We start from the raw sequence: 20,033 nt of genomic DNA, 5'->3' as shown, positions 1-20,033 counted from the left end.
CGATCCGGCTTGGGCCATCCGTCCGGTCGGCCGCCTTTCGATTCGGCCCGGCCCAGCTCGCCTTCCGGCCTTCCGGCCTGGTCGGGCTTCCGGGCTTCCGGCTTTCCGGCCTTCCGGGCCTCCGGGCCTCCGGGCCTCCGGCCTGGTCGGGCTCGCTGTTTCCAGTCCACTCGGCCGGTCTCTCGGAGGTGTGGCGGGGCTACGCGTCGAACGGGGTGAGGAGGGTGCGGAGGAGGCCGGCGAGGGTTCGCTGCTCGGCGGGGCCGAGGCCGGAAAGCAGGTCGCGCTCCCTGCGCAGCAGGTCGGCGAAGGCCGAGTCGACACGGGCCAGCCCCGTCTCGGTGAGGGTCACGAGGACGCCACGCCGGTCCTCCGGGTCGGGACGGCGGACCACGAGGCCGGCCTGGGCGAGGCGGTCGATGCGGTTGGTCATGGTGCCGGAGGTGACCAGCGTGGCGCGGAGCAGGGCGCCGGGGCTGAGCTCGTACGGCTTGCCGGCCCGCCGCAACGCGGTGAGCACGTCGAACTCCCACGGCTCCAGATCGTGCTCGGCGAAGGCGGCGCGCCGGGCGCGGTCGAGGTGCTTGGCCAGGCGCGACACCCGGGAGAGCACCTGGAGCGGCTCGACGTCGAGGTCCGGCCGCTCCGCCCGCCAGGCGGCGACGAGCCGGTCCACCTCGTCTCGGGCATCCTGGGTCATGACACGAGTGTACTGTCTTGACATCGAGATAAATGTCTCGATATCAATAATCTATATGTCGAGAGATATCTGGGATCCAGCGACCTACGCCAGGTTCGCCGACGAGCGGTCGCGGCCGTTCTACGACCTGATCGCCAGAGTGGGGGCCGACAAACCTGATTATGTCGTGGACGCCGGCTGCGGCACAGGGGAGCTCACCCTTGAGCTGGCCCGTCGCTGGCCGGGCGCGACGGTGGAAGGCTTCGACTCGTCACCGGCCATGATCGCCAAAGCGAGAGAGCTGAGTCTCACGCCGAGCGTGGCGGTCGGGGCGCCCGGGGGGTTGCCCAGGTTCACGGTGGCCGATGTGACCACGTGGCGGCCCGACCGGCGGGTCGACGTGCTCGTCTCCAACGCCGTCCTCCAGTGGGTCCCGTCCCATCGTGACGTCCTGGAGCACTGGGTCGACGCGCTGAACCCCGGCGGCTGGCTCGCCTTCCAGGTGCCCGGCAACTTCAACGCGCCCAGCCACCTGGCCATCCGCGAGCTGTGCCGCTCGCCGGCGTGGTCGGAGCGCCTCGGCGACTTCGACCGGGGCGGCATCGTGGCGGAGCCGGGCGACTACCTGGATCAGCTCGCCGCCGGTGGCTGCCGGGCGGACGCCTGGGAGACCACCTACATCCATGTCCTGCAGGGCGAGAACGCGGTGCTCAACTGGATCTCCGGTACCGCCCTGCGCCCGATCTTCGACCGGCTGACCGACGACGAGCGCGGACGTTTCGTCGCCGACCTCGCCGAATCGCTCGACCGGGCGTACCCGGCCAAGGAGTACGGCACGCCGTTCCCGTTCCGGCGGATCTTCGTCGTGGCGAGAAAGGAAGACCTCGTATGATCACCGCACTGCACCACGTCCAACTCGCCGCGCCGCCCGGCAGCGAGCCGGAGCTGAGGGCGTTCTACGAGGGCGTGCTGGGCCTGCGTGAGGTGTCCAAGCCGCCGGAGCTGGCCAAGCGCGGCGGCGCCTGGTTCCGGGGCGACGGGGTGGAGGTCCACCTCGGCATCGAGGAGGACTTCAGGCCGGCGAGGAAGGCGCACCCGGGGTTCCTGGTCGACGACCTCGACGCGCTGGTCGCGAAGCTGCCCGCCGCGGTGCCCGACGACCTGTTCCCCGGCTACCGGCGGGTGTACGTGACGGACCCCGTCGGCAACAGAATCGAGCTGCTCCAAGCCATCTGACGCCCTGGCGAATGGCAGTATGTCCGGTATAGGACGCTTGTGAGGTGCAGTGGGCATCGAGATCGAGGACAAGTTCGACGTTCCTCCTGACTACGCCGTTCCGGACCTGAGCCGGCTGGGCCGGGTGGTGGGGCCCAAGAGCCACCAGCTCGTCGCCCTCTACTACGACACGACCGACCTGCGCCTCGCCGCCCGGGGCATCACGCTCAGGCGCCGGCGCGGCGGTGACGACCCCGGATGGCACCTCAAGCTGCCCACGGCCAAAGGCGTCCGGCAGGAGATCACCGCTCCGCTCACCCGCGGCACGAAGCAGGTGCCCCCCGAACTGGCCGAGCTGGTCCGGGCCTTCACCCGCGGCGCCGAGCTCCAGCCCGTGGCGGAGCTCGACACCCGCCGGAGCGTCACCGTCGTGTACGGCGGCGACACCAGGCTGGTCGAGATCGCCGACGACCGGGTCAAGGGCACCGCGTTCGGCGGGACGCCGACGGTGGTCCGCTGGCGCGAGGTGGAGGCGGAGCTGCTCGACGGGGACCGGGCGCTGCTGGCGAAGGTCGGCAAGCGTCTCCGCAAGGCGGGCGCGACCCCGTCGGAGGCGGCCAGCAAGCTCGCCAGGCTGCTCGCCCCGGCACCCCCGCTGACGGCGCGCACCGATCCGGGCAGCGCGGGCGAGGTGGTCGTCGGCTACCTGGCCGGCCAGGTGGCCGCTCTCCTGTCACAGGACCCCCGGGTACGGCGCACCGAGGAGGACGCCGTGCACCGGATGCGCGTCGCCGCCCGCAGGCTGCGCAGCGCGCTCAAGGCGTTCAGGACGATCGTGACCGGCACCGCCGGCGTCCAGGACGAGCTGCGCTGGCTGGGCACCGTGCTCGGCGAGGCGCGCGACCTGGAGGTGATCAGGGCGAGGTTCACCGGCCGGCTGTCCGGGCTGGCGCCCGAGCTGGTCGTCGGCCGGGTCCGCGACCGGCTCGGCGGCGACCTGGGCGGACGCCAGCAGCAGGCGTACGAGCGCATCCGCGAGGCGCTGAGCGGCGAGCGCTACTACGCGCTGCTCGACGCCCTTGACGTGCTGGTGAGGGAGCCGGAGCTGACCAGGGCCGCCGCCCGACCGGCGGGCAAGGAACTCGTCGACGCGGCGGCCGCCAACTGGCGCAGGGTCACCAAGGCGTACGACACCGCCCAGGCCGTCGACGACCCGGAACGCCGCGAGATCGCCATGCACGACGTCCGCAAGGCGGCCAAACGCGCCCGCTACACCGCCGAGGCGCTGCGGCCCGCTCTCGGCTCGGACATGAAGAAGCTGGCCAAGCTGGCCGAGGCCGTGCAGGAGGTGCTCGGTGCGCACCTGGACGGTGTGGTGGCGCAGGAGACGCTGGCCGGCGAGGCCGCGACGGCCCGCCTGGCGGGCGAGGACACCTTCACCTACGGCCTGCTGATCGGCCTGGAACGCGCCGAGGCGGAGCAGGCGCACGCCCGCTTCCCGGAGGTCTGGGCCAGGACCGTGCGGGGCGTGGAGAAGATCCTCTAGGTCGGGTACGTCTCCACGGCGGCCACCCGGTCACCGGCCCGGTGCAGCACGGCGAACTCGCCCTTGGCCAGGTGCACCTCCTCGCCGCTCAGCGCCCGGATCACGTCCGGCAGCACCTTGCCGTGGCTGCACACGACCGCGGGCTCGCGCAGTCGGGCCACCAGCTCCGGTGTCCTGACGGGATCCTGGTGCTCCTCGCTGAGCAGCGGTTCGAGCCGGACGCCGTCGACCCCGTACGGCTCCAGCGTCTGGACGCAGCGGCGGCTCGGCGAGCTGAGCAGCACCCGCGGCCGGTAGGCGGGCAGCACCGCGGCCACGGTGGCCGCCTGGGCCACGCCGCCGGGGTCGAGCGGCCGCAGCGCGTCGTCGCCCTGCCATTCGTGCCGGGAGCCGGCTGTGCCGTGCCGGACGAGGACGAGGGGAACGGTGTCGAGGGGCCCGGCGAGCACGGCGTCCGGCAGCACGGTGTCCCACGTGTAGCTGAGCAGCGAGCGCGCCTCGTCCAGCGGCAGCCAGCGCAGCTCGTCCACCTCCTCGCCGGGCACGAACGCGTCCTCGGCCACCACCCGGGCGGCCCAGTAGTCGACCCGCTTGGTGCCGCCGTGGCTCGGGTAGTGGACGGACGGCAGCGCGCGGCCCAGCACCACGGTCAGGCCCGTCTCCTCGCGCACCTCGCGCAGGGCCGCCGCGATCGGGTGCTCGCCGAGGTCCAGTTTGCCCTTGGGGAAGGTCCAGTCCGCGTAGCGCGGCCGGTGGACGACGGCCACCTCGGGCGCGGACGGATCGCCCCGCCACACGACGGCTCCGGCGGCCCGCAGCGGGTCAGTCGTCAACAGTCCTCCAGCGGCGGGTGCCGATCAGGTGGCTCTGCAGGTCGGTGCCGGGATGGCGGACCCAGGAGCCGTCGGAGCTGAGCCACCAGGCGTTCGTCGTCTCGGCCATGACCAGGTCCATCAGCTGGATGAGATACGCCTTGTGCTGCTGTGAGGTTACCTTGACCAAGGCCTCCACCCGGCGGTCCAGATTGCGGCGCATGAGGTCGGCGCTGCCGATCCACACCTCCGGCCGCCGCCCCAGCCCGAACTCGTAGACCCGCGAGTGCTCCAGGAAGCGCCCCAGCACAGACCGCACCCTGATGTTCTCCGACAGGTCGGGGATGCCGGGCCGCAGCGTGCACACGCCGCGCACCCACAGGTCCACCGGAACCCCGGCCCGCGACGCCCGGTAGAGCGCGTCGATGATCGGCTCGTCGACCAGGGAGTTCGTCTTGATGCGGATGCGCGCCGGGCGTCCGGCCTGCTGGTGGGCGATCTCCCGCTCGATCCGGGCCAGCAGCCCGCCGCGCAGCGAGTGCGGCGCGACCAGCAGCCGCCGGTAGGCCGAGTGGTTGGAGTACCCGGTCAGGTGGATGAACAGGTCGGTGACGTCCTCGCCGACCAGCGGGTCGGCGGTGAGCAGCCCGAAGTCCTCGTACTGCCGGGCGGTCTTGGGGTTGTAGTTGCCGGTGCCGATGTGGCAGTAGCGGCGCAGCTCGCCGGACGGCTCCTGCCGGACGACGAGGGCCAGCTTGCAGTGCGTCTTCAGCCCGACGACGCCGTAGACCACGTGGCAGCCGGCCCGCTCCAGCTTGCGGGCCCAGGAGATGTTGGCGTGCTCGTCGAAGCGGGCCTTGATCTCCACCACGACGACGACCTGCTTGCCCGCCTCGGCCGCGTCGATCAGGGCGTCCACGATGGGGGAGTCGCCGCTGGTCCGGTAGAGGGTCTGCTTGATCGCCAGCACCCGGGGGTCGGCCGCGGCCACCTCGATGAAGTGCTGCACGCTGGTCGCGAACGAGTCGTACGGGTGGTGCAGCAGCACGTCGCGCTCGCGCAGCAGCCCGAAGATGTCGTCCTCGGCGTTGACCGCCTCGGCGGGCACGAAGGGGCGGTAGCTCAGCTCGCCGCGGTCGAGGTCGGCGATGGCGTGCAGGCCGGTCAGGTCGAGCGGCCCGGCGATCCGGTAGATCTCGTGCGGCGCCACGCCGAGCTCGTCCACGAGCAGGTCCAGCACCTCGGCGGAGATGGTGTCCTCCACCTCCAGCCGGACGGGCGGGCCGAAGCGCCGCCTGAGCAGCTCCTTCTCCAGGGCCTGCATGAGGTTCTCGGTGATGTCCTCGTCGACGTCGAGGTCCTCGTTCCGGGTCACGCGGAAGACGTGGTGCTGGACGATCTCCATGCCCTTGAAGAGCTGCCCGAGATGGGCGGCGATGACGTCCTCGAGCGGCACGAACCGCTCCTTGGACGCCTCCACGAACCGGGGAAGCTGCGAGGGCACCTTGACCCGGGCGAACACCGTGTGGTCGGTGGCCGGGTTGCGCACCACGACGGCCAGGTTGAGGCTGAGCCCCGAGATGTACGGGAACGGGTGGGCGGGATCGACGGCCAGCGGCGTCAGGACCGGCCGGATCCGTTCCCTGAAGAGCTTGCGCAGCTCGGTGCGCTCCTCGCGCCCCAGGTCGTCCCAGCGGACGATCTCGATGCCCTCGCCGGCGAGCAGGGGCAGGACCTGCTCGTGGAAGACCGCCGCGTGCCGGCGGGCCAGGTCGTCCGCGATGGTGGCGATCCGGGCCAGCTCCTCGCGCGGCTTGAGCCCGCTCTTGGTGCGCAGCAGCAGGCCGGTGGCCATGCGCCGCTTGAGGCCCGCCACGCGTACCCGGAAGAACTCGTCCAGGTTGCTGGCGAAGATCGCCAGGAAGCGCACGCGTTCCAGGAGGGGCAGCGAGGGGTCCTCGGCCAGTTCGAGGACGCGCTGGTTGAAATGGAGCCAGCTCTCCTCGCGGTTGAGGAACCTCTCCTGAGGCAGGGGAAGGTCGCTTCCGACTTGCAGCGCTTCGGCGGACATATGAGAAATATGCCCCATTTGGTTGAACGGAACGTGAACTAAGCCGCAACGACTAATCCTGCTGGTCGACCTGGCCCAGCCGGGCGGCCAGCTCCGCGAGGCGAGCCTCCCGCTGGCGGATCTTCTCCTCCCGCTCACGGGCCTTCTCGGCCTCCTTGAGCAGGCGTTCGCGTTCCTTCTCCGCCTCCTTGAGCAGGCGCTCGCGCTCCTTCAGCTCGCGGACCCGCGCCTTCTCGGCCTCCCGCAGCTCGCGCTGGCGGGCCTTCTCGGCCTCCCTGAGCTCCTTCTCGCGGGCCTTCTCGAACTCGCGCAGCTCCTTCTCGCCGGTCCGGGGTCTGGCCGGCACCGGCTGGTGGGCGCGGGTCGTGACGGTGATGGCCGGGTGCGGGTTGAGGCCCGTCAGGCCGTTCCAGGCGAGGTTGACGAGGTGGGCGGCGACCTCCTCGCGGGCCGGCTTGCGCACGTCGAGCCACCACTGCCCGGTCAGGGCCACCATGCCCACCAGCATCTGCGCGTACATGGGCGCCAGCTTGGGGTCGTAGCCGCGGGCGGCGAACTCGTCGGCGAGCACGTCCTCGACCTGGCTGGCGATCTCGCTGATCAGGCTCGCGAACGTGCCCGTGCCCGAGGCGGCGTGGGAGTCGCGCACGAGGATGCGGAAGCCCTCACTGCTCTCCTCGATGTAGCGCAACAGCGCCAGCGCCGCCCGTTCGAGCTTGACCAGCGAGTGGGCGGCGGCCAGGGCCTCGGTGATCATGGCGAGCAGCTTCTGCATCTCGCGGTCGACGACGACCGCGTAGACGCCTTCCTTGCCACCGAAGTGCTCGTAGACCACGGGCTTCGACACCTGGGCCGTCGCCGCTATCTCCTCGATGGAGGTCCCGTCGAACCCCTTCTCGGCGAACAGCGTGCGGCTGATCTGGATCAGCTGCTCTCTTCGCTCTCTTCCGGACATGCGTCTACGGGATCGGGGCTCGGTCACGGTCTCCATCATGACGGTGCCGGATGAAGGACCGGTCACCGAAGGGGCGGCCTCAGGCAACCCGCTTCGCCGCCAGGCGTTCGGGCGTCGGCCAGCGCACATCGGAGACCCACCCGAGCCGCTCGAAGATCCGAATGAGGCCGGCGCTGAGGTCGATCTGTCCCTTGAGCACGCCGTGCCGCGCGCAGGTGGGGTCGGAGTGGTGCAGGTTGTGCCACGACTCGCCGAAGGACGGGATGGCGAGCCACCAGACGTTGCGCGACTTGTCGCGCACCTGGAAGTCCTCCTCGCCGAACACGTGGCAGATGGAGTTGATCGACCAGGTCACGTGGTGCAGCAGGCCGATGCGCACCAGCGAGCCCCAGAAGAACGCGGTCAGGGCGCCCTGCCAGGACCAGGTGATGAGCCCGCCGAGGATGCCGGGCAGCAGGATCGAGGTGATGGCCAGCGCCGGGAACCACTTGTGCAGCTTGACGACGTCCTCGTCCTTGCACAGGTCGGGGGCGTACTTCTCGCGGTTCGTGCGCTCGGCGTCGAACATCCAGCCCATGTGCGCGTAGAGCAGGCCCTTGGACATGGACTTGAAGCCCGGCCCGAAGCGCCACGGGGAGTGGGGGTCGCCCTCCTTGTCGGAGAACTTGTGGTGCTTGCGGTGGGTGGCCACCCAGTCGAGTACGGACATCTCCAGGGACAGGCTCCCCGCGATGCCGAGCGCGATCTTCAGCGGGCGCTTGGCCTTGAACGAGCCGTGCGTGAAGTAGCGGTGCAGCCCGACGGTCACGCCGAGACCGGAGATCAGGTAGAAGACGACCGTGATCGCGACGTCCGTCCAGCCGAGGCCCCATCCCCAGGCGAACGGCACGGCGGCCGCGAACGCGACGAGGGGCAGGCCCACCACGAGCGCGAACGTGACGAGCTCGGCCTTGGTGCGGGGTTCGGGTTCGAGATCTGGCTTCGGTCCTGGTGTCGGACGTTCGGCGATAACGGTCATGTGTTGCCTTCCTGGCGTGTATGGGGACGAATGTCCGGGCTACGCCACCGTAACCTACGCCATCGTAAGTAAGTAAGCCCTAAGGCGCGAATAGGTGATAGGTGACGGCCGGTCGGCCTACATGAGTGGGTTCCGTGGCTTGCGCCCTTTCGGCCCATCTGCTATCCGGTGGCCCTACCCGGGGCTTCCGGGGGTAATCCTCCGGCCGTGACGTGACGGTGATCGGATGAGGCGGTATTGCGGGCGCGCGACACGGGCGGGCTCGGTATCGTAGGGGTGGTCGGACGCCCCTGGTGTCCGATTAGTCCCGGATCGTCTAATCGGCAGGACAAGTGGTTTTGGTCCACTTTGTAGGGGTTCGAGTCCTCTTCCGGGAGCTTCTGGCGCGGCCCGCGCGGCCCGCCCGGACGACGGCAGGTATCCTCGCGGTGTCGGGAGGGTTGCCGCACGATGTGCCGGCTGCGGCGGACCGCTGAACGCGGCCCACCGTAGCGGTGCGGTAGCCGCACCCCAAAACCGTCCAGTCACAGGGAGCCTCAGTCCGTGAGTGTGCCGCGCCCGGCCGCCGTGATCGTCCTCGCCGCCGGCGAGGGCACCCGGATGAAGAGCCAGACCCCGAAAGTCCTGCACGAGGTAGCCGGTCGCGCGCTGGTCGACCACATGTTGCAGGCCGCCCGCGACCTCGGTCCCGAGCAGCTCATCGTCGTCATCGGCCACGCGCGCGAGCGCGTCGGCGCCCACCTGGCCGAGACCAGCCCCGACGCCCGCGCCGTCGTCCAGCGCGAGCAGCGCGGCACCGGCCACGCCGTCCGCACCGTGCTGGAGGAGGTCGGCACCGTCGCCGGCACCGTCCTCGTCACCTACGGCGACGTGCCGCTGCTGCGCACCGAGACCCTCGCCGAGCTGCTGGGCCGGCACGCCGCCGACGGCAACGCCGTCACCGTGCTGACCGCCGAGGTGCCCGACCCCACCGGGTACGGGCGCATCATCCGCGACTCCTCCGGCGCCGTACTGAAGATCGTCGAGGAGAAGGACGCCACCCCCGAACAGCGCGCCGTCACGGAGATGAACTCCGGCATCTACGCCTTCGACGGCCTGCTCCTCGCCGACGCCGTCAAGCGGGTCTCCACCGACAACGCCCAGGGCGAGGAGTACCTCACCGACGTGCTCGCCATCCTGCGCGAGGACGGCCACCGGGTCGGCGCCCACATCGCCGCCGACTTCGCCGAGGTCGAGGGCGTCAACGACCGGGTGCAGCTCGCCCTGGCGCGCAAGGTGCTCAACCAGCGCCTGCTGGAGCGGCACATGCGCGCCGGCGTCACCATCATCGACCCGGCCTCCACCTGGATCGACGTGGACGTGCGGATCGAGCCCGACACGGTCGTCCACCCCGCCACCCAGCTCCACGGCGCCACCGTCATCGAGACCGGCGCCGAGGTCGGCCCCGCCACCACGCTCACCGACACCCGCGTCGGACCCGGCGCCGTGGTGCGCAACGCGGTCTGCGACCGCGCCGTCGTGGGCCCCGGCGCCGGCGTCGGGCCGTACGCCTACCTGCGGCCGGGGACGGTGCTCGGCCGCGACGCCAAGGCGGGTACGTTCGTGGAGATGAAGAACACCCAGGTCGGCGAGCGGTCCAAGGTGCCGCACCTGTCGTACGCGGGTGACGCCACGATCGGCGCCGACGCCAACATCGGCGCGGCCGTGGTCTTCGTCAACTACGACGGCGTCGACAAGCACCGCAGCACCGTGGGCGACGGCGCGTTCGTCGGGTGCGACACCATGCTCGTCGCGCCCGTGACGGTCGGCGACGGCGCCTACACGGCGGCCGGCTCGGTCATCGACTCCGACGTGCCTCCGGGCGCGATCGGCGTGGCCCGCGCCCGGCAGCGCAACATCGAGACGTGGGTGCTGCGCAGGCGCGCGGGCACCAAGTCGGCGGCGGCGGCCGAGCGGGCGCTGGCCGAGCGACACGCGGCGGAGCAACACCAGCAGCGGGAGAAATAGTTCATGACCAGCATCAAGCAGCCGGGCGAGAAGAACCTCATGCTCTTCTCCGGCCGGGCCTACCCCGAGCTGGCACAGGAGGTCGCCCAGCACGTCGGCGTCTCCCTCACCCCCACCAAACTCGTCGACTTCGCCAACGGCGAGATCTACGCGCGCTACCTGGAGTCCGTCCGCGGGTGCGACGCCTTCGTGATCCAGAGCCACACCCGCCCCATCAACCAGTGGATCATGGAACAGCTCATCATGGTCGACGCGCTCAAGCGGGCCTCCGCCAAGCGCATCACCGTGGTCATGCCGTTCTTCGGCTACGCCCGGCAGGACAAGAAGGGGCGCGGGCGCGAGCCGATCACGGCCCGGCTCATGGCCGACATGTTCAAGACCGCGGGCGCCGACCGGCTCATGTCCATCGACCTGCACACCTCGCAGATCCAGGGCTTCTTCGACGGTCCCGTCGACCACCTGTTCGCCATGCCGGTCCTCGAGAGCTACCTGAAGAACAAACTCGACCTGGCCACCACCACCGTCGTCTCGCCCGACACCGGGCGCGTGCGGCTGTCCGAGCGGTGGGCCGACACGCTCGGCACCCCCATGGCCTTCATCCACAAGCGGCGCGACCTCGACGTGGCCAACTCCGTCAAGGTCAGCGAGGTCGTCGGCAAGGTCCGCGGGCGCACGTGTGTGCTGATCGACGACATGATCGACACCGCGGGCACCATCTGCAAGGCCGCCGACGCCCTCTACGAGCAGGGCGCCACCAACGTGATCGTCGCCGCCACCCACGCCGTCTTCTCCGACCCGGCCGTCGACCGCCTGAAGAACTCCCGCATCAGCGAGGTCATCGTCACCAACACGCTGCCCCTGGCGGAGGCCAGCCGCTTCGACAAGCTGACGGTCCTGTCCATCGCGCCGCTGATCGCCCGCGCGATCACCGAGGTCTTCACCGACGGCTCGGTCACGAGCATGTTCGAGGGCGACACCTGAGCTGAGCGGAAGCTGAGCGGAGCTCGGCCGATGACGCAGTAGACTGGCACGGTTGCGCTCGTAACGCCTCCCGCTAGGGCGGGTCAGGGAGAGCGCCGCACACCCGAATCCTCCACGCATCCCTAGGAGATGTCATGTCCGAAGTACGTATCGCCGCCGAGAAGCGCACCTCGTTCGGCAAGGGCGCCGCTCGCAAGATCCGGCGCGCCGACAAGGTCCCGGCCGTCCTCTACGGACACGGCATCGAGCCCAAGCACCTGACCCTGCCCGGCCACGAGGTCCTCCTCGCCCTCCGCACGCCCAACGTGCTGATCCGCCTCAAGGGCGAGGGCGTCGACGAGCTGGCCCTGCCCAAGGGCGTCCAGCGCGACCCGATCAAGGGCTTCGTCGAGCACGTCGACCTGCTCCTGGTCAAGCGCGGCGAGAAGGTCACCGTCGAGATCCCGGTCACCACGGTCGGTGACGTCCAGTCCGACGGCATGCTCGACCAGCAGCTCGTCTCCATCGCCGTCGAGGCCGAGGCCACCAACATCCCGACCGGCGTCGAGGTCGACGTCGAGGGCATGGAGATCGGCACCGCGGTCACCGCCGGCGACCTCAAGCTGCCGGAGGGCACCACGCTGACCGCCGACGCCGACGCCGTGGTCCTGCACGTCATCAACAAGCAGACCGAGTCCGTCGCCGCCGAGGGCGAGGCCGCCGAGGGTGAGGCCGCCGAGGCCGCCGAGGGCGAGACCGCCGAGGCCGCTGCCGAGTAACGCGTCACCGACGGGGCAGCCGGCGATGTCGGCTGCCCCGTTTCCGCTTGAGGGGAACTCATGGACCGCTGGCTCATCGTCGGGTTGGGCAACCCGGGCTCCGAATACGCGGGCAACCGGCACAACGCCGGCTTCATGACGCTCGACGAACTGGCCGCGCGGGCCGGCGGGCGGTTCAAGGCGCACAAGAGCCGGGCCGAGGTGCTGGAGACCCGCGCGGCGGTGCTGGCCAAGCCGCTCACCTTCATGAACCTGTCGGGCGGCCCGGTCAAGGCGCTGTCCGACTTCTACAAGATCGGACCCGACCGGCTGATTGTCGTCCACGACGAGCTCGACGTCCCCTACGGCGCGCTGCGCGCCAAGCTGGGCGGCGGCGACAACGGTCACAACGGCCTCAAGTCGATCACCAAGTCCCTCGGCACCCGCGACTACCTGCGCGTCCGCTTCGGCATCGGACGCCCGCCCGGCCGCATGGACCCGGCCGCCTTCGTGCTGCGCGACTTCGCGACCGCCGAGCGCAAGGACCTGCCCTTCCTCGTGGACCGGGCCGCCGACGTGGTCGAGTCGCTGATCCACCACGGCCTCGAAGCCACCCAGAACGAATACCACCGGGCAGACCTTAAGATTTCCGGCCCTCCTCGCTGATCCCCGCATAGGTCCGTTCGAGCCTTCTCGCCACTGCGCAACGCTACGATCTGGTGACTGTCTGTTGATATCCGGTCACGTGGAGGCGTGCGTTGAACGACGGCGAAGTGCTGATGACCGTCGTCGGCTCCGGGCCGCACCCCGCCTGGCGGGTCGGCCCGCGCCTGCCGGGCTGGGTGCGGGCCTACCGCGCGCGGGCCGTGTTGTCCGACCTGCTGGGGGCCGGCGCGGGGGCCGGCGCCGCCTTCCTGCTGAGATTCGGTGACCTCACCGCGTACGCGGCGCCGTACCTGCTGGTCAGCGTGGCGCTGCCGTGGGCGTGGGTCTGCGCGGTGGCGCTCAACCGCGCCTACGAGCCGCGCATGATCGGCATCGGGTCCGAGGAGTTCCGCCGCGTGCTGCAGTGCGGTGTGGCGCTGACCGCCATCACCGCCATCGGCTCGTATGTGAGCAAGACCGACGTCGCCCGCGGCTACGTGGTGCTCGCCCTGCCGCTGGTCACCCTGCTCACCCTCGTCCTCAGGTACGGCCTGCGCCGCTCCCTGCACCGGCGGCGCGCCGGTGGGGCCTGCATGCGCCGGGTGGTGGCCGTGGGCCACGCCGCCTCGATCGCCGAGCTGGTGCACCTGTTCCGCAAGGAACGCCACCACGGCATGGAGATCGTCGCGGCCTGCCTGCCCGGCGACGCGCCCGGCGAGACGATCGCCGGGGTGCCGGTCGCCGGCGACTTCTGCGACGTGCCCATCGTGGTTGGCCAGCACGGCGCCGACACCGTGGCCGTGCTGGCCTGTCCCGAGATGGACGGTGTGGCGCTGCGCAGGCTGGCCTGGCGGCTGGAGCGCACCCACACCGAGCTGGTCGTCGCCCCGGCCCTGATGGAGGTGGCCGGGCCGCGCACCACCATCAGACCCGCCGCCGGGCTGCCGCTGCTGCACGTCGAGCATCCCGAGCTGACCGGCGCCCGGCAGCTCGTCAAGAACGTCTTCGACCGGGTGGTGGCCGCCACGCTGCTCGTGCTGCTGTCGCCGCTGCTCGTGGCCCTGGCCGTCGCGGTGCGCGCCACCAGCCCCGGGCCCGCGCTGTTCCGGCAGACGCGGGTCGGCAAGGACGGTGCGCTGTTCACGATCGTGAAGTTCCGCACCATGCGGCGCGGCTCCGAGGAGGCGAAGATCACCCTGGTCAGCGACGGTGACGGCGTGCTGTTCAAGATCCGCAACGATCCGCGGGTCACCCCGCTGGGGGCGTTCATGCGGCGCCACTCGCTCGACGAGCTGCCCCAGCTCATCAACGTGGTCCTCGGCCACATGTCACTGGTGGGCCCCCGCCCGCCGCTGCCCGAGGAGGTCGCCCGTTACGGCGACGACGTACGCAGGAGACTGCTCGTCAGGCCGGGACTGACCGGCTTGTGGCAGGTCAGCGGCAGGTCGGACCTGTCGTGGGAGGAATCCGTGCGGCTGGACCTGCGTTACGTGGAGAACTGGTCCCTCACGCTCGACCTCCAGATCCTGTGGAAGACTTGGTCGGCTGTCGCCCGCGGGCAAGGAGCTTACTGATGACGATTCGCGACGACCACTCCCTCGCCGCCGACCTGGCGACCGAGGCCGGCGAGCGGCTGCTGGCCGTACGTGCGCGGGAGGGCTTCGCCGACGCGGCCGCCCTGCGCGCCGCCGGCGACCGCGAGTCCCACGTCTTCCTCATGGAGGCGCTGGCCCGGCTCCGCCCGAGCGACCACGTGCTGTCGGAGGAGGCCACCCGGGAGGAACGCCTCGACCCGAGCCGGCTCGAAGCCGAGCGGGTGTGGATCGTCGACCCGCTCGACGGCACCCGCGAGTTCGCCGAGGAGGGCCGGTCCGACTGGGCGGTGCACGTGGCCCTGTGGGAGCGCGGCGAGCTGGCCGCGGGAGCGGTCGCGCTGCCCGCGCAGGGCCGCACCCTCGGCACCGGCGAGCCGCCCAAGCTGCCCGCGCACCAGGGCGGCAGGTTCCGCATCGCGGTGAGCCGCACCCGGCCGCCGGAGTTCGTGCGCAACCTGGCCCACCTCGTGGGCGCCGACCTGGTGCCCATCGGGTCGGCCGGGGCGAAGATCTCCGCGGTGCTCACCGGCGAGGTCGAGGCCTACGTCCACGCGGGCGGCCAGTACGAGTGGGACTCGGCAGCCCCGGTGGCCGTCGCGCAGGCCGCGGGGGCCCACGCCAGCCGGATTGACGGCGCGGCGCTGACCTACAACCAGCCGGACCCCTCACTACCGGATATCCTGGTTTCCCTACCCGACTTGGCGCCTACCCTGCTGGCCGGGATTCGCGACCTGCACCGCTGACCCGACCGCCGACCCACCCGCACCGCCCTATCGCCGGAGGAAGCTCCCATGCTCCAGCGCGACTACACGACGTCGCAGCTCGACGTGCTCGAGGCCGAAGCCATCCACATCATGCGCGAAGTGGCGGCCGAGTTCGAGCGCCCGTGTCTGCTCTTCTCCGGCGGCAAGGACTCCATCGTCATGCTGCGCATCGCCGAGAAGGCGTTCTGGCCGGCGGCGATCCCGTTCCCGCTGATGCACGTCGACACCGGCCACAACTTCGACGAGGTCATCGAGTTCCGCGACCGGCGCTCCGCCGAGCTCGGCGCGCGCCTGATCGTCGCCAGCGTCCAGGACTCCATCGACGCGGGCCGCGTCGTCGAGGAGACCGGCCGGCGCGCCTCCCGCAACCGGCTGCAGACCACCACGCTGCTCGACGCGATCGAGGAGCACGAGTTCGACGCCGTCTTCGGCGGCGCCCGCCGCGACGAGGAGAAGGCCAGGGCCAAGGAGCGGGTCTTCTCCTTCCGCGACGACTTCGGCCAGTGGGACCCGAAGAACCAGCGCCCCGAGCTGTGGAACCTCTACAACGCCCGCATCCGCAAGGGCGAGCACATCCGGGTCTTCCCGCTGTCCAACTGGACCGAGCTGGACGTGTGGGACTACATCCGGCGCGAGGGCATCGAGATCCCGTCCATCTACTTCTCCCACACCCGCAAGGTGTTCGAGCGCGACGGGATGCTGCTGCCCGACGCCGAGGTCGTGCAGCGTGGCGACGACGAGCCGCTCTTCGAGGCCGTGGTCCGCTACCGCACGGTGGGTGACATGACCTGCACCGGGGCCGTGCAGTCCACGGCCGCCACGGTCGGAGAGATCATCGAAGAGATCGCGGTCACCCGGATCACGGAGCGAGGGGCCACCCGGGCCGACGACCGCTCTTCGGAGGCCGCCATGGAGGACCGCAAGCGGGAAGGCTACTTCTAGACCGATGGACATTCTGCGTTTCGCCACGGCCGGAAGCGTCGACGACGGCAAGTCCACTCTCATCGGGCGCCTGCTCTACGACTCCAAGGCGATCTTCGAGGACCAGCTGGAGGCGGTCGAGCGCACCTCGCGCGACCGCGGCACCGAATACACCGACCTGTCGCTGCTGACCGACGGCCTACGGGCCGAGCGGGAGCAGGGCATCACCATCGACGTGGCCTACCGCTACTTCGCGACGCCGCGGCGCAAGTTCATCATCGCCGACACGCCGGGCCACATCCAGTACACCCGCAACATGGTCACCGGTGCCTCCACCGCCGACCTGGCGATCATCCTGATCGACGCGCGCAAGGGCGTGCTGGAGCAGTCGCGGCGCCACGCGTTCCTCACCTCGCTGCTGCGGGTGCCGCACCTCGTGCTCGCGGTCAACAAGATGGACCTCGTCGACTACTCCGAGGAGCGGTTCGAGGAGATCCGCGAGGAGTTCACCGCGTTCGCCTCCAAGCTCAACGTGGCCGACCTGACGTTCATCCCGATCTCCGCGCTCAACGGCGACAACGTGGTGTCCCGCTCGGAGAACATGCCCTGGTACAACGGCTCCTCGCTGCTGCACCACCTGGAGAACGTGCACATCGCCTCCGACCGCAACCTGGTCGACGTGCGCTTCCCGGTCCAGTACGTCATCCGCCCGCAGAGGGCCACCGACCACGCCTTCCACGACTACCGCGGTTACGCCGGCCAGGTCGCGGGCGGCGTGCTCAAGCCCGGTGACGAGGTGGTCCACCTGCCCTCGGGCCTGGCCACCCGGATCGCCTCCATCGACACCTTCGACGGGCCGGTGGAGGAGGCGTTCCCCCCGATGTCGGTCACGCTCCGGTTCGAGGACGACATCGACATCTCCCGCGGCGACATGATCGCCCGGCCCAACAACCAGCCGCACGTGGCCCAGGACCTGGAGGCCATGGTCTGCTGGATGAGCGACTCCGCCAAGCTCGCGCCGCGTTCCAAGCTGGCCATCAAGCACACCACCCGCACGGCCCGCGCCCTGGTGCGCGACCTGCACTACCGGCTCGACGTCAACACGCTGCACCGTGACGAGGAGGCCACGTCGCTGGGCCTCAACGAGATCGGCCGCGTGTCGCTCCGCGTCACCCAGCCGCTGTTCGTCGACGACTACGCCCGCAACCGGCTCACCGGCGGCTTCATCCTCGTGGACGAGGCCACCAACGGCACGATCGGCGCCGGCATGATCATCGACGCTCACTGACGCGTTTCCTGCCCGACGGCCCCCGCCCTTCCCGGCGGGGGCCGTCGGCGTTCGCGGGTAGATCCTTTGGCGTTCGGGTGACCATTCGGTTACCCAGCGCGCTAGGGTTGTCACGTTACGTATCCACGATGTGAAAGCCCATTCCCCCGTGACTCACCCCTCGACAGCCGCCCGGGTGGTCTTCCTGGGCGGCCTCGGCCGAAGCGGCACCACGCTGCTCGAAAGGCTCCTGGGAGAGCTGCCCGGCGTGGCGCCGCTCGGCGAGGTGGTTCACCTGTGGGCGCGCGGCGTGCTCGGCGCGGAGCCGTGCGGCTGCGGCGAGCCGTTCCCCGACTGCCCGTTCTGGCGCGAGGTGGGGGAGCGGGCGTTCGGCGGCTGGACCGAGTCGCTGGCCACGGGCCTGCTCGACCTGCGGCAGCGCGTCGATCGCACCCGCAGGGTGCTGCGTGTCCGCCATCCCGACCTCGCCGCGTACGTGCGGGCCTACCGGCGCGTCTACGACGCGGCGGCCGAGACGGCCGGCGCCCGTGTCGTCGTCGACTCCAGCAAGCACGCCTCCCTCGCCCACTGCCTGGCGGCGGGCGGGGTCCCCGTCCACGTGGTGCACGTCGTCCGTGATCCGCGGGCCGTCGCCCATTCCTGGCGCCGGACCGTGGCCCGTCCCGAGGACGGCCGCCCGATGACCCGCTGGGGCCCGGCCCGCACCGCCCTCCACTGGAGTGCCCAGAACCTCGCCCTCGACCTCCTCGCCCGCCGCGGCGCCCAGGTGACCCGGCTGCGCTACGAGGACCTGGTCACCGACCCGCACGCCACCCTGACGGCCCTCGCCCAGCGGCTGGGCCTGCCCGCCGCGCTGCCCTTCGTCACCGGCTCGACCGCCCGCCTCACCACGGCCCACACCGCCTCCGGCAACCCGATGCGCTTCACCGTCGGCCCGGTCGGGCTGGCGCTCGACGAGTCGTGGCGGTCCGGCCCCCACCGCGGGCTGGTCGCCGCCCTCACCTGGCCGCTCCGGCGCAGGTACGGCTACCGCGGGGTGACGGCGTGACCCCGGGGAGGAGTCTCATGCAGCAGTCCGTCGGCGTGGTGATCCCCACGCGGGGCGACCGGCCCCACCACCTGCGCGCCGCCGTCGCCGCGGCGCTGGCCCAGGACCACCCGGGCCGCACGCATCTCGTCGTCGTCGCCGACGGGGCCGACCCGGCGGCCGTAGCCGGGCAACTGGCCGGCCTGCGGCCCGTACGCGTGCTGCCCAACCACCGGACCCCCGGCCTGCCCGGGGCGCGCAACACCGGCATCGCCGCGTGCGACACCGACCTGATCGCCTGCTGCGACGACGACGACGAGTGGCTGCCGGGCAAGCTCGCCGCCCAGCTCGCCGCGCTCGACACCGGCGCCGAGTTCGTGAGCTGCGGCATCGAGGTCGACTACGGCGGGCGCCGGGTGCCCCGCCTGGCCGGCACCGCCACGGTGACGGAGGACGACCTCCTCCGGTCTCGCATGGTCATGGTGCACTCGTCCACGTTCCTGTTCAGGCACGGCACGCTGCTGGCCGACGAGAGCGCGCCCGGCGGCCAGAACGAGGACTGGGACCTGGCCCTGCGCGCCGCCCGGCGCCGGCCGCTGGCGAACGTCGACCGGCCCCTCGTCCGGGTCCGCTGGGGCGCCTCCCACTACGTCACCCGCTGGGGCGACCGCATCGCCGGGCTCGAATGGATGCTCGCCCGGCACCCCCGCCTGGCCGCCTGCCCGCGCGGCGCCGCCCGCGTCTACGGCCAGCTCGCCTTCCACCACGCCGCGCTGGGACACCGGCGCGCGGCGCTGCGGTGGGCGATGCGCGCCCTGTCCGCGCGGGCCGCCGAACCCCGCGTTCCCATCGCGCTCGCGGTCGCGGCGGGGCTCGTGCCCGCGCCCGCGGTCCTCGCTCTCCTCCACGGCAGGGGGCACGGCATTTGACCACCCCACCCCACACACCACGCCCGCCGTCTCCCCACCCGGCGGCGCACGACCCCGCGGACCGCACAAGCACGGGCCCCGCGGGCGACACCCGTCACGGTGAGGCGGAGCACCCCGCCCACCGGCCCCGGCCCGAGGGGGACGGGCGGCCGGCCCCCAGCCGGGCGGAGCCGTCACCCGCCGAGGGCGAACGATCCGGCCAGGGTGAGCGGCGTGCCGAGGGCGAACGATCCGGCCAGGGTGAGCGGCGTGCCGAGGGCGAACCACCTTCGGAGGGGGAGTCGCCTCCCGAGAGGGCGCGCAGTTCCGGGGGAGGGCCGGCGACTTCCCCGGCGCGCGCCGCACATGTCGGGGAGAGCCCGGGGAGTCAGTCGACCTTCCGTGCCCGCTTGACCGCCTCCCGCCACGCGCTGGGCGCCATCCAGCACGTTTCCAGCGTCATCCGCCCCAGCTCCGCCACCGGCATCCATGCCGGGGAGACGCCCGCGCCCGACGAGATCCCGCCCGCCGGGGCCACGCCCGGCGCTCCCGTCCCCAGCTCGGCGTCCTGCGGCGCCCCACCGGACACGGCGACCCCGGATGGGCCCGTCCCCGACACGGGCGCGCGGGAGACGGCGGTCCCAAGGGAGGCCGTGCCCCTTCGGACCGCGCCGGCTGCGGCGAGCCCAGGGGAGGGCGTACCTCGTGGGGCTCCGCCGGTCCCCGAACGGACACCGTCGCGCCCGATCGACGCGGACGACCCGGAGGGAGCCCGATCGGGCGCGCCAGATCACCCCGCTCCGCCGCCCGTTGCTCCCCGCACGGCTGTCCCGCCCACGGCTGTACCCCCCACGGCTGTCCCGT

Annotated in this window: 19 protein-coding genes and 1 tRNA gene; 14 read left to right on the top strand and 6 right to left on the bottom strand. The window is 71.5% G+C overall.

Annotated features, from left to right (window positions below; translation table 11 throughout):
* Nucleotides 1-199: 199 nt before the first annotated feature.
* Nucleotides 200-700, bottom strand: coding sequence for a MarR family winged helix-turn-helix transcriptional regulator (locus tag FHU36_RS07935; protein WP_185083104.1), 501 nt, complete (start codon nt 698-700; stop codon nt 200-202).
* 55 nt (nt 701-755) lie between these two features.
* Here FHU36_RS07935 and FHU36_RS07930 point away from each other — a divergent pair, with 55 nt between their 5' ends.
* The 3 genes from FHU36_RS07930 to FHU36_RS46245 are packed head-to-tail and all read left to right on the top strand — an operon-like array spanning nt 756 to nt 3,440.
* Complete coding sequence (locus FHU36_RS07930; protein ID WP_221495800.1) at nt 756-1,571, top strand: trans-aconitate 2-methyltransferase; 816 nt, start codon at nt 756-758, stop codon at nt 1,569-1,571.
* Complete coding sequence (locus tag FHU36_RS07925) at nt 1,568-1,915, top strand: VOC family protein (protein WP_185083103.1); 348 nt, start codon at nt 1,568-1,570, stop codon at nt 1,913-1,915. The genes FHU36_RS07930 and FHU36_RS07925 overlap by 4 nt, the downstream gene beginning before the upstream one ends.
* 49 nt (nt 1,916-1,964) lie before the next feature.
* Nucleotides 1,965-3,440 (top strand): CYTH and CHAD domain-containing protein, encoded by a 1,476-nt coding sequence (locus FHU36_RS46245; protein WP_185083102.1) that lies wholly within the window; start codon nt 1,965-1,967, stop codon nt 3,438-3,440.
* Here FHU36_RS46245 and FHU36_RS07915 read toward each other — a convergent pair.
* From FHU36_RS07915 to FHU36_RS07900, 4 genes are all read right to left on the bottom strand, one after another.
* Complete coding sequence (locus FHU36_RS07915) at nt 3,437-4,273, bottom strand: NUDIX hydrolase (RefSeq protein ID WP_185083101.1); 837 nt, start codon at nt 4,271-4,273, stop codon at nt 3,437-3,439. The two genes, FHU36_RS46245 and FHU36_RS07915, sit on opposite strands and share 4 nt — an antisense overlap.
* Nucleotides 4,263-6,323 carry an RNA degradosome polyphosphate kinase gene (locus FHU36_RS07910; protein ID WP_185083100.1) on the bottom strand — a complete coding sequence of 687 codons (2,061 nt, stop codon included), beginning with the start codon at nt 6,321-6,323 and terminating at the stop codon, nt 4,263-4,265. The genes FHU36_RS07915 and FHU36_RS07910 overlap by 11 nt, the downstream gene beginning before the upstream one ends.
* A gap of 52 nt (nt 6,324-6,375) precedes the next feature.
* Nucleotides 6,376-7,278 (bottom strand): TetR/AcrR family transcriptional regulator, encoded by a 903-nt coding sequence (locus tag FHU36_RS07905; protein WP_246501996.1) that lies wholly within the window; start codon nt 7,276-7,278, stop codon nt 6,376-6,378.
* A 79-nt stretch (nt 7,279-7,357) separates the two neighbouring features.
* The gene (locus FHU36_RS07900; protein ID WP_185083099.1) at nt 7,358-8,296 is read right to left on the bottom strand and encodes an acyl-CoA desaturase; all 939 of its coding nucleotides are present in this window, start codon (nt 8,294-8,296) and stop codon (nt 7,358-7,360) included.
* 305 nt (nt 8,297-8,601) lie between these two features.
* Here FHU36_RS07900 and FHU36_RS07895 point away from each other — a divergent pair.
* The 11 genes from FHU36_RS07895 (at nt 8,602) to FHU36_RS07845 (ending at nt 19,190) form a co-directional block, all read left to right on the top strand.
* Nucleotides 8,602-8,673, top strand: a tRNA-Gln gene (locus tag FHU36_RS07895).
* A gap of 166 nt (nt 8,674-8,839) precedes the next feature.
* Nucleotides 8,840-10,303, top strand: a complete 1,464-nt coding sequence (gene glmU, locus FHU36_RS07890) for a bifunctional UDP-N-acetylglucosamine diphosphorylase/glucosamine-1-phosphate N-acetyltransferase GlmU (protein WP_185083098.1) — start codon at nt 8,840-8,842, stop codon at nt 10,301-10,303.
* Between the two features lie 3 nt (nt 10,304-10,306).
* A complete protein-coding gene (locus tag FHU36_RS07885; protein WP_185083097.1) occupies nt 10,307-11,284 on the top strand; it encodes a ribose-phosphate diphosphokinase in 978 nt (325 codons plus the stop codon).
* A gap of 134 nt (nt 11,285-11,418) precedes the next feature.
* Entirely contained in the window at nt 11,419-12,042 is a 624-nt protein-coding gene (locus FHU36_RS07880) for a 50S ribosomal protein L25/general stress protein Ctc (RefSeq protein WP_185083096.1), read from the top strand.
* Nucleotides 12,043-12,102: 60 nt separating this feature from the next.
* Nucleotides 12,103-12,687 carry an aminoacyl-tRNA hydrolase gene (gene pth, locus FHU36_RS07875; protein ID WP_185083095.1) on the top strand — a complete coding sequence of 195 codons (585 nt, stop codon included), beginning with the start codon at nt 12,103-12,105 and terminating at the stop codon, nt 12,685-12,687.
* Between the two features lie 113 nt (nt 12,688-12,800).
* Entirely contained in the window at nt 12,801-14,240 is a 1,440-nt protein-coding gene (locus FHU36_RS07870) for a sugar transferase (protein WP_185084680.1), read from the top strand.
* Nucleotides 14,240-15,004 carry an inositol monophosphatase family protein gene (locus FHU36_RS07865; protein WP_185083094.1) on the top strand — a complete coding sequence of 255 codons (765 nt, stop codon included), beginning with the start codon at nt 14,240-14,242 and terminating at the stop codon, nt 15,002-15,004. The genes FHU36_RS07870 and FHU36_RS07865 overlap by 1 nt, the downstream gene beginning before the upstream one ends.
* 48 nt (nt 15,005-15,052) lie before the next feature.
* Nucleotides 15,053-15,967 carry a sulfate adenylyltransferase subunit CysD gene (gene cysD / locus FHU36_RS07860; protein ID WP_185083093.1) on the top strand — a complete coding sequence of 305 codons (915 nt, stop codon included), beginning with the start codon at nt 15,053-15,055 and terminating at the stop codon, nt 15,965-15,967.
* A gap of 4 nt (nt 15,968-15,971) precedes the next feature.
* A complete protein-coding gene (gene cysN / locus FHU36_RS07855; RefSeq protein WP_185083092.1) occupies nt 15,972-17,234 on the top strand; it encodes a sulfate adenylyltransferase subunit CysN in 1,263 nt (420 codons plus the stop codon).
* Between the two features lie 148 nt (nt 17,235-17,382).
* Nucleotides 17,383-18,282 (top strand): sulfotransferase, encoded by a 900-nt coding sequence (locus FHU36_RS07850; RefSeq protein ID WP_185083091.1) that lies wholly within the window; start codon nt 17,383-17,385, stop codon nt 18,280-18,282.
* Between the two features lie 17 nt (nt 18,283-18,299).
* A complete protein-coding gene (locus FHU36_RS07845) occupies nt 18,300-19,190 on the top strand; it encodes a glycosyltransferase family 2 protein (RefSeq protein WP_185083090.1) in 891 nt (296 codons plus the stop codon).
* A 367-nt stretch (nt 19,191-19,557) separates the two neighbouring features.
* On the opposite strand, the gene FHU36_RS07840 is transcribed toward FHU36_RS07845, so the two are convergent.
* Nucleotides 19,558-19,758 carry a hypothetical protein gene (locus FHU36_RS07840; RefSeq protein WP_185083089.1) on the bottom strand — a complete coding sequence of 67 codons (201 nt, stop codon included), beginning with the start codon at nt 19,756-19,758 and terminating at the stop codon, nt 19,558-19,560.
* Nucleotides 19,759-20,033: the final 275 nt, after the last annotated feature.

The sequence above is a fragment of the Nonomuraea muscovyensis genome (assembly GCF_014207745.1).
Taxonomy (GTDB): Bacteria; Actinomycetota; Actinomycetes; order Streptosporangiales; family Streptosporangiaceae; genus Nonomuraea; species Nonomuraea muscovyensis.
Note: the sequence above shows the minus strand (reverse complement) of the source record. Positions and strands in the feature narration are given on the sequence as shown.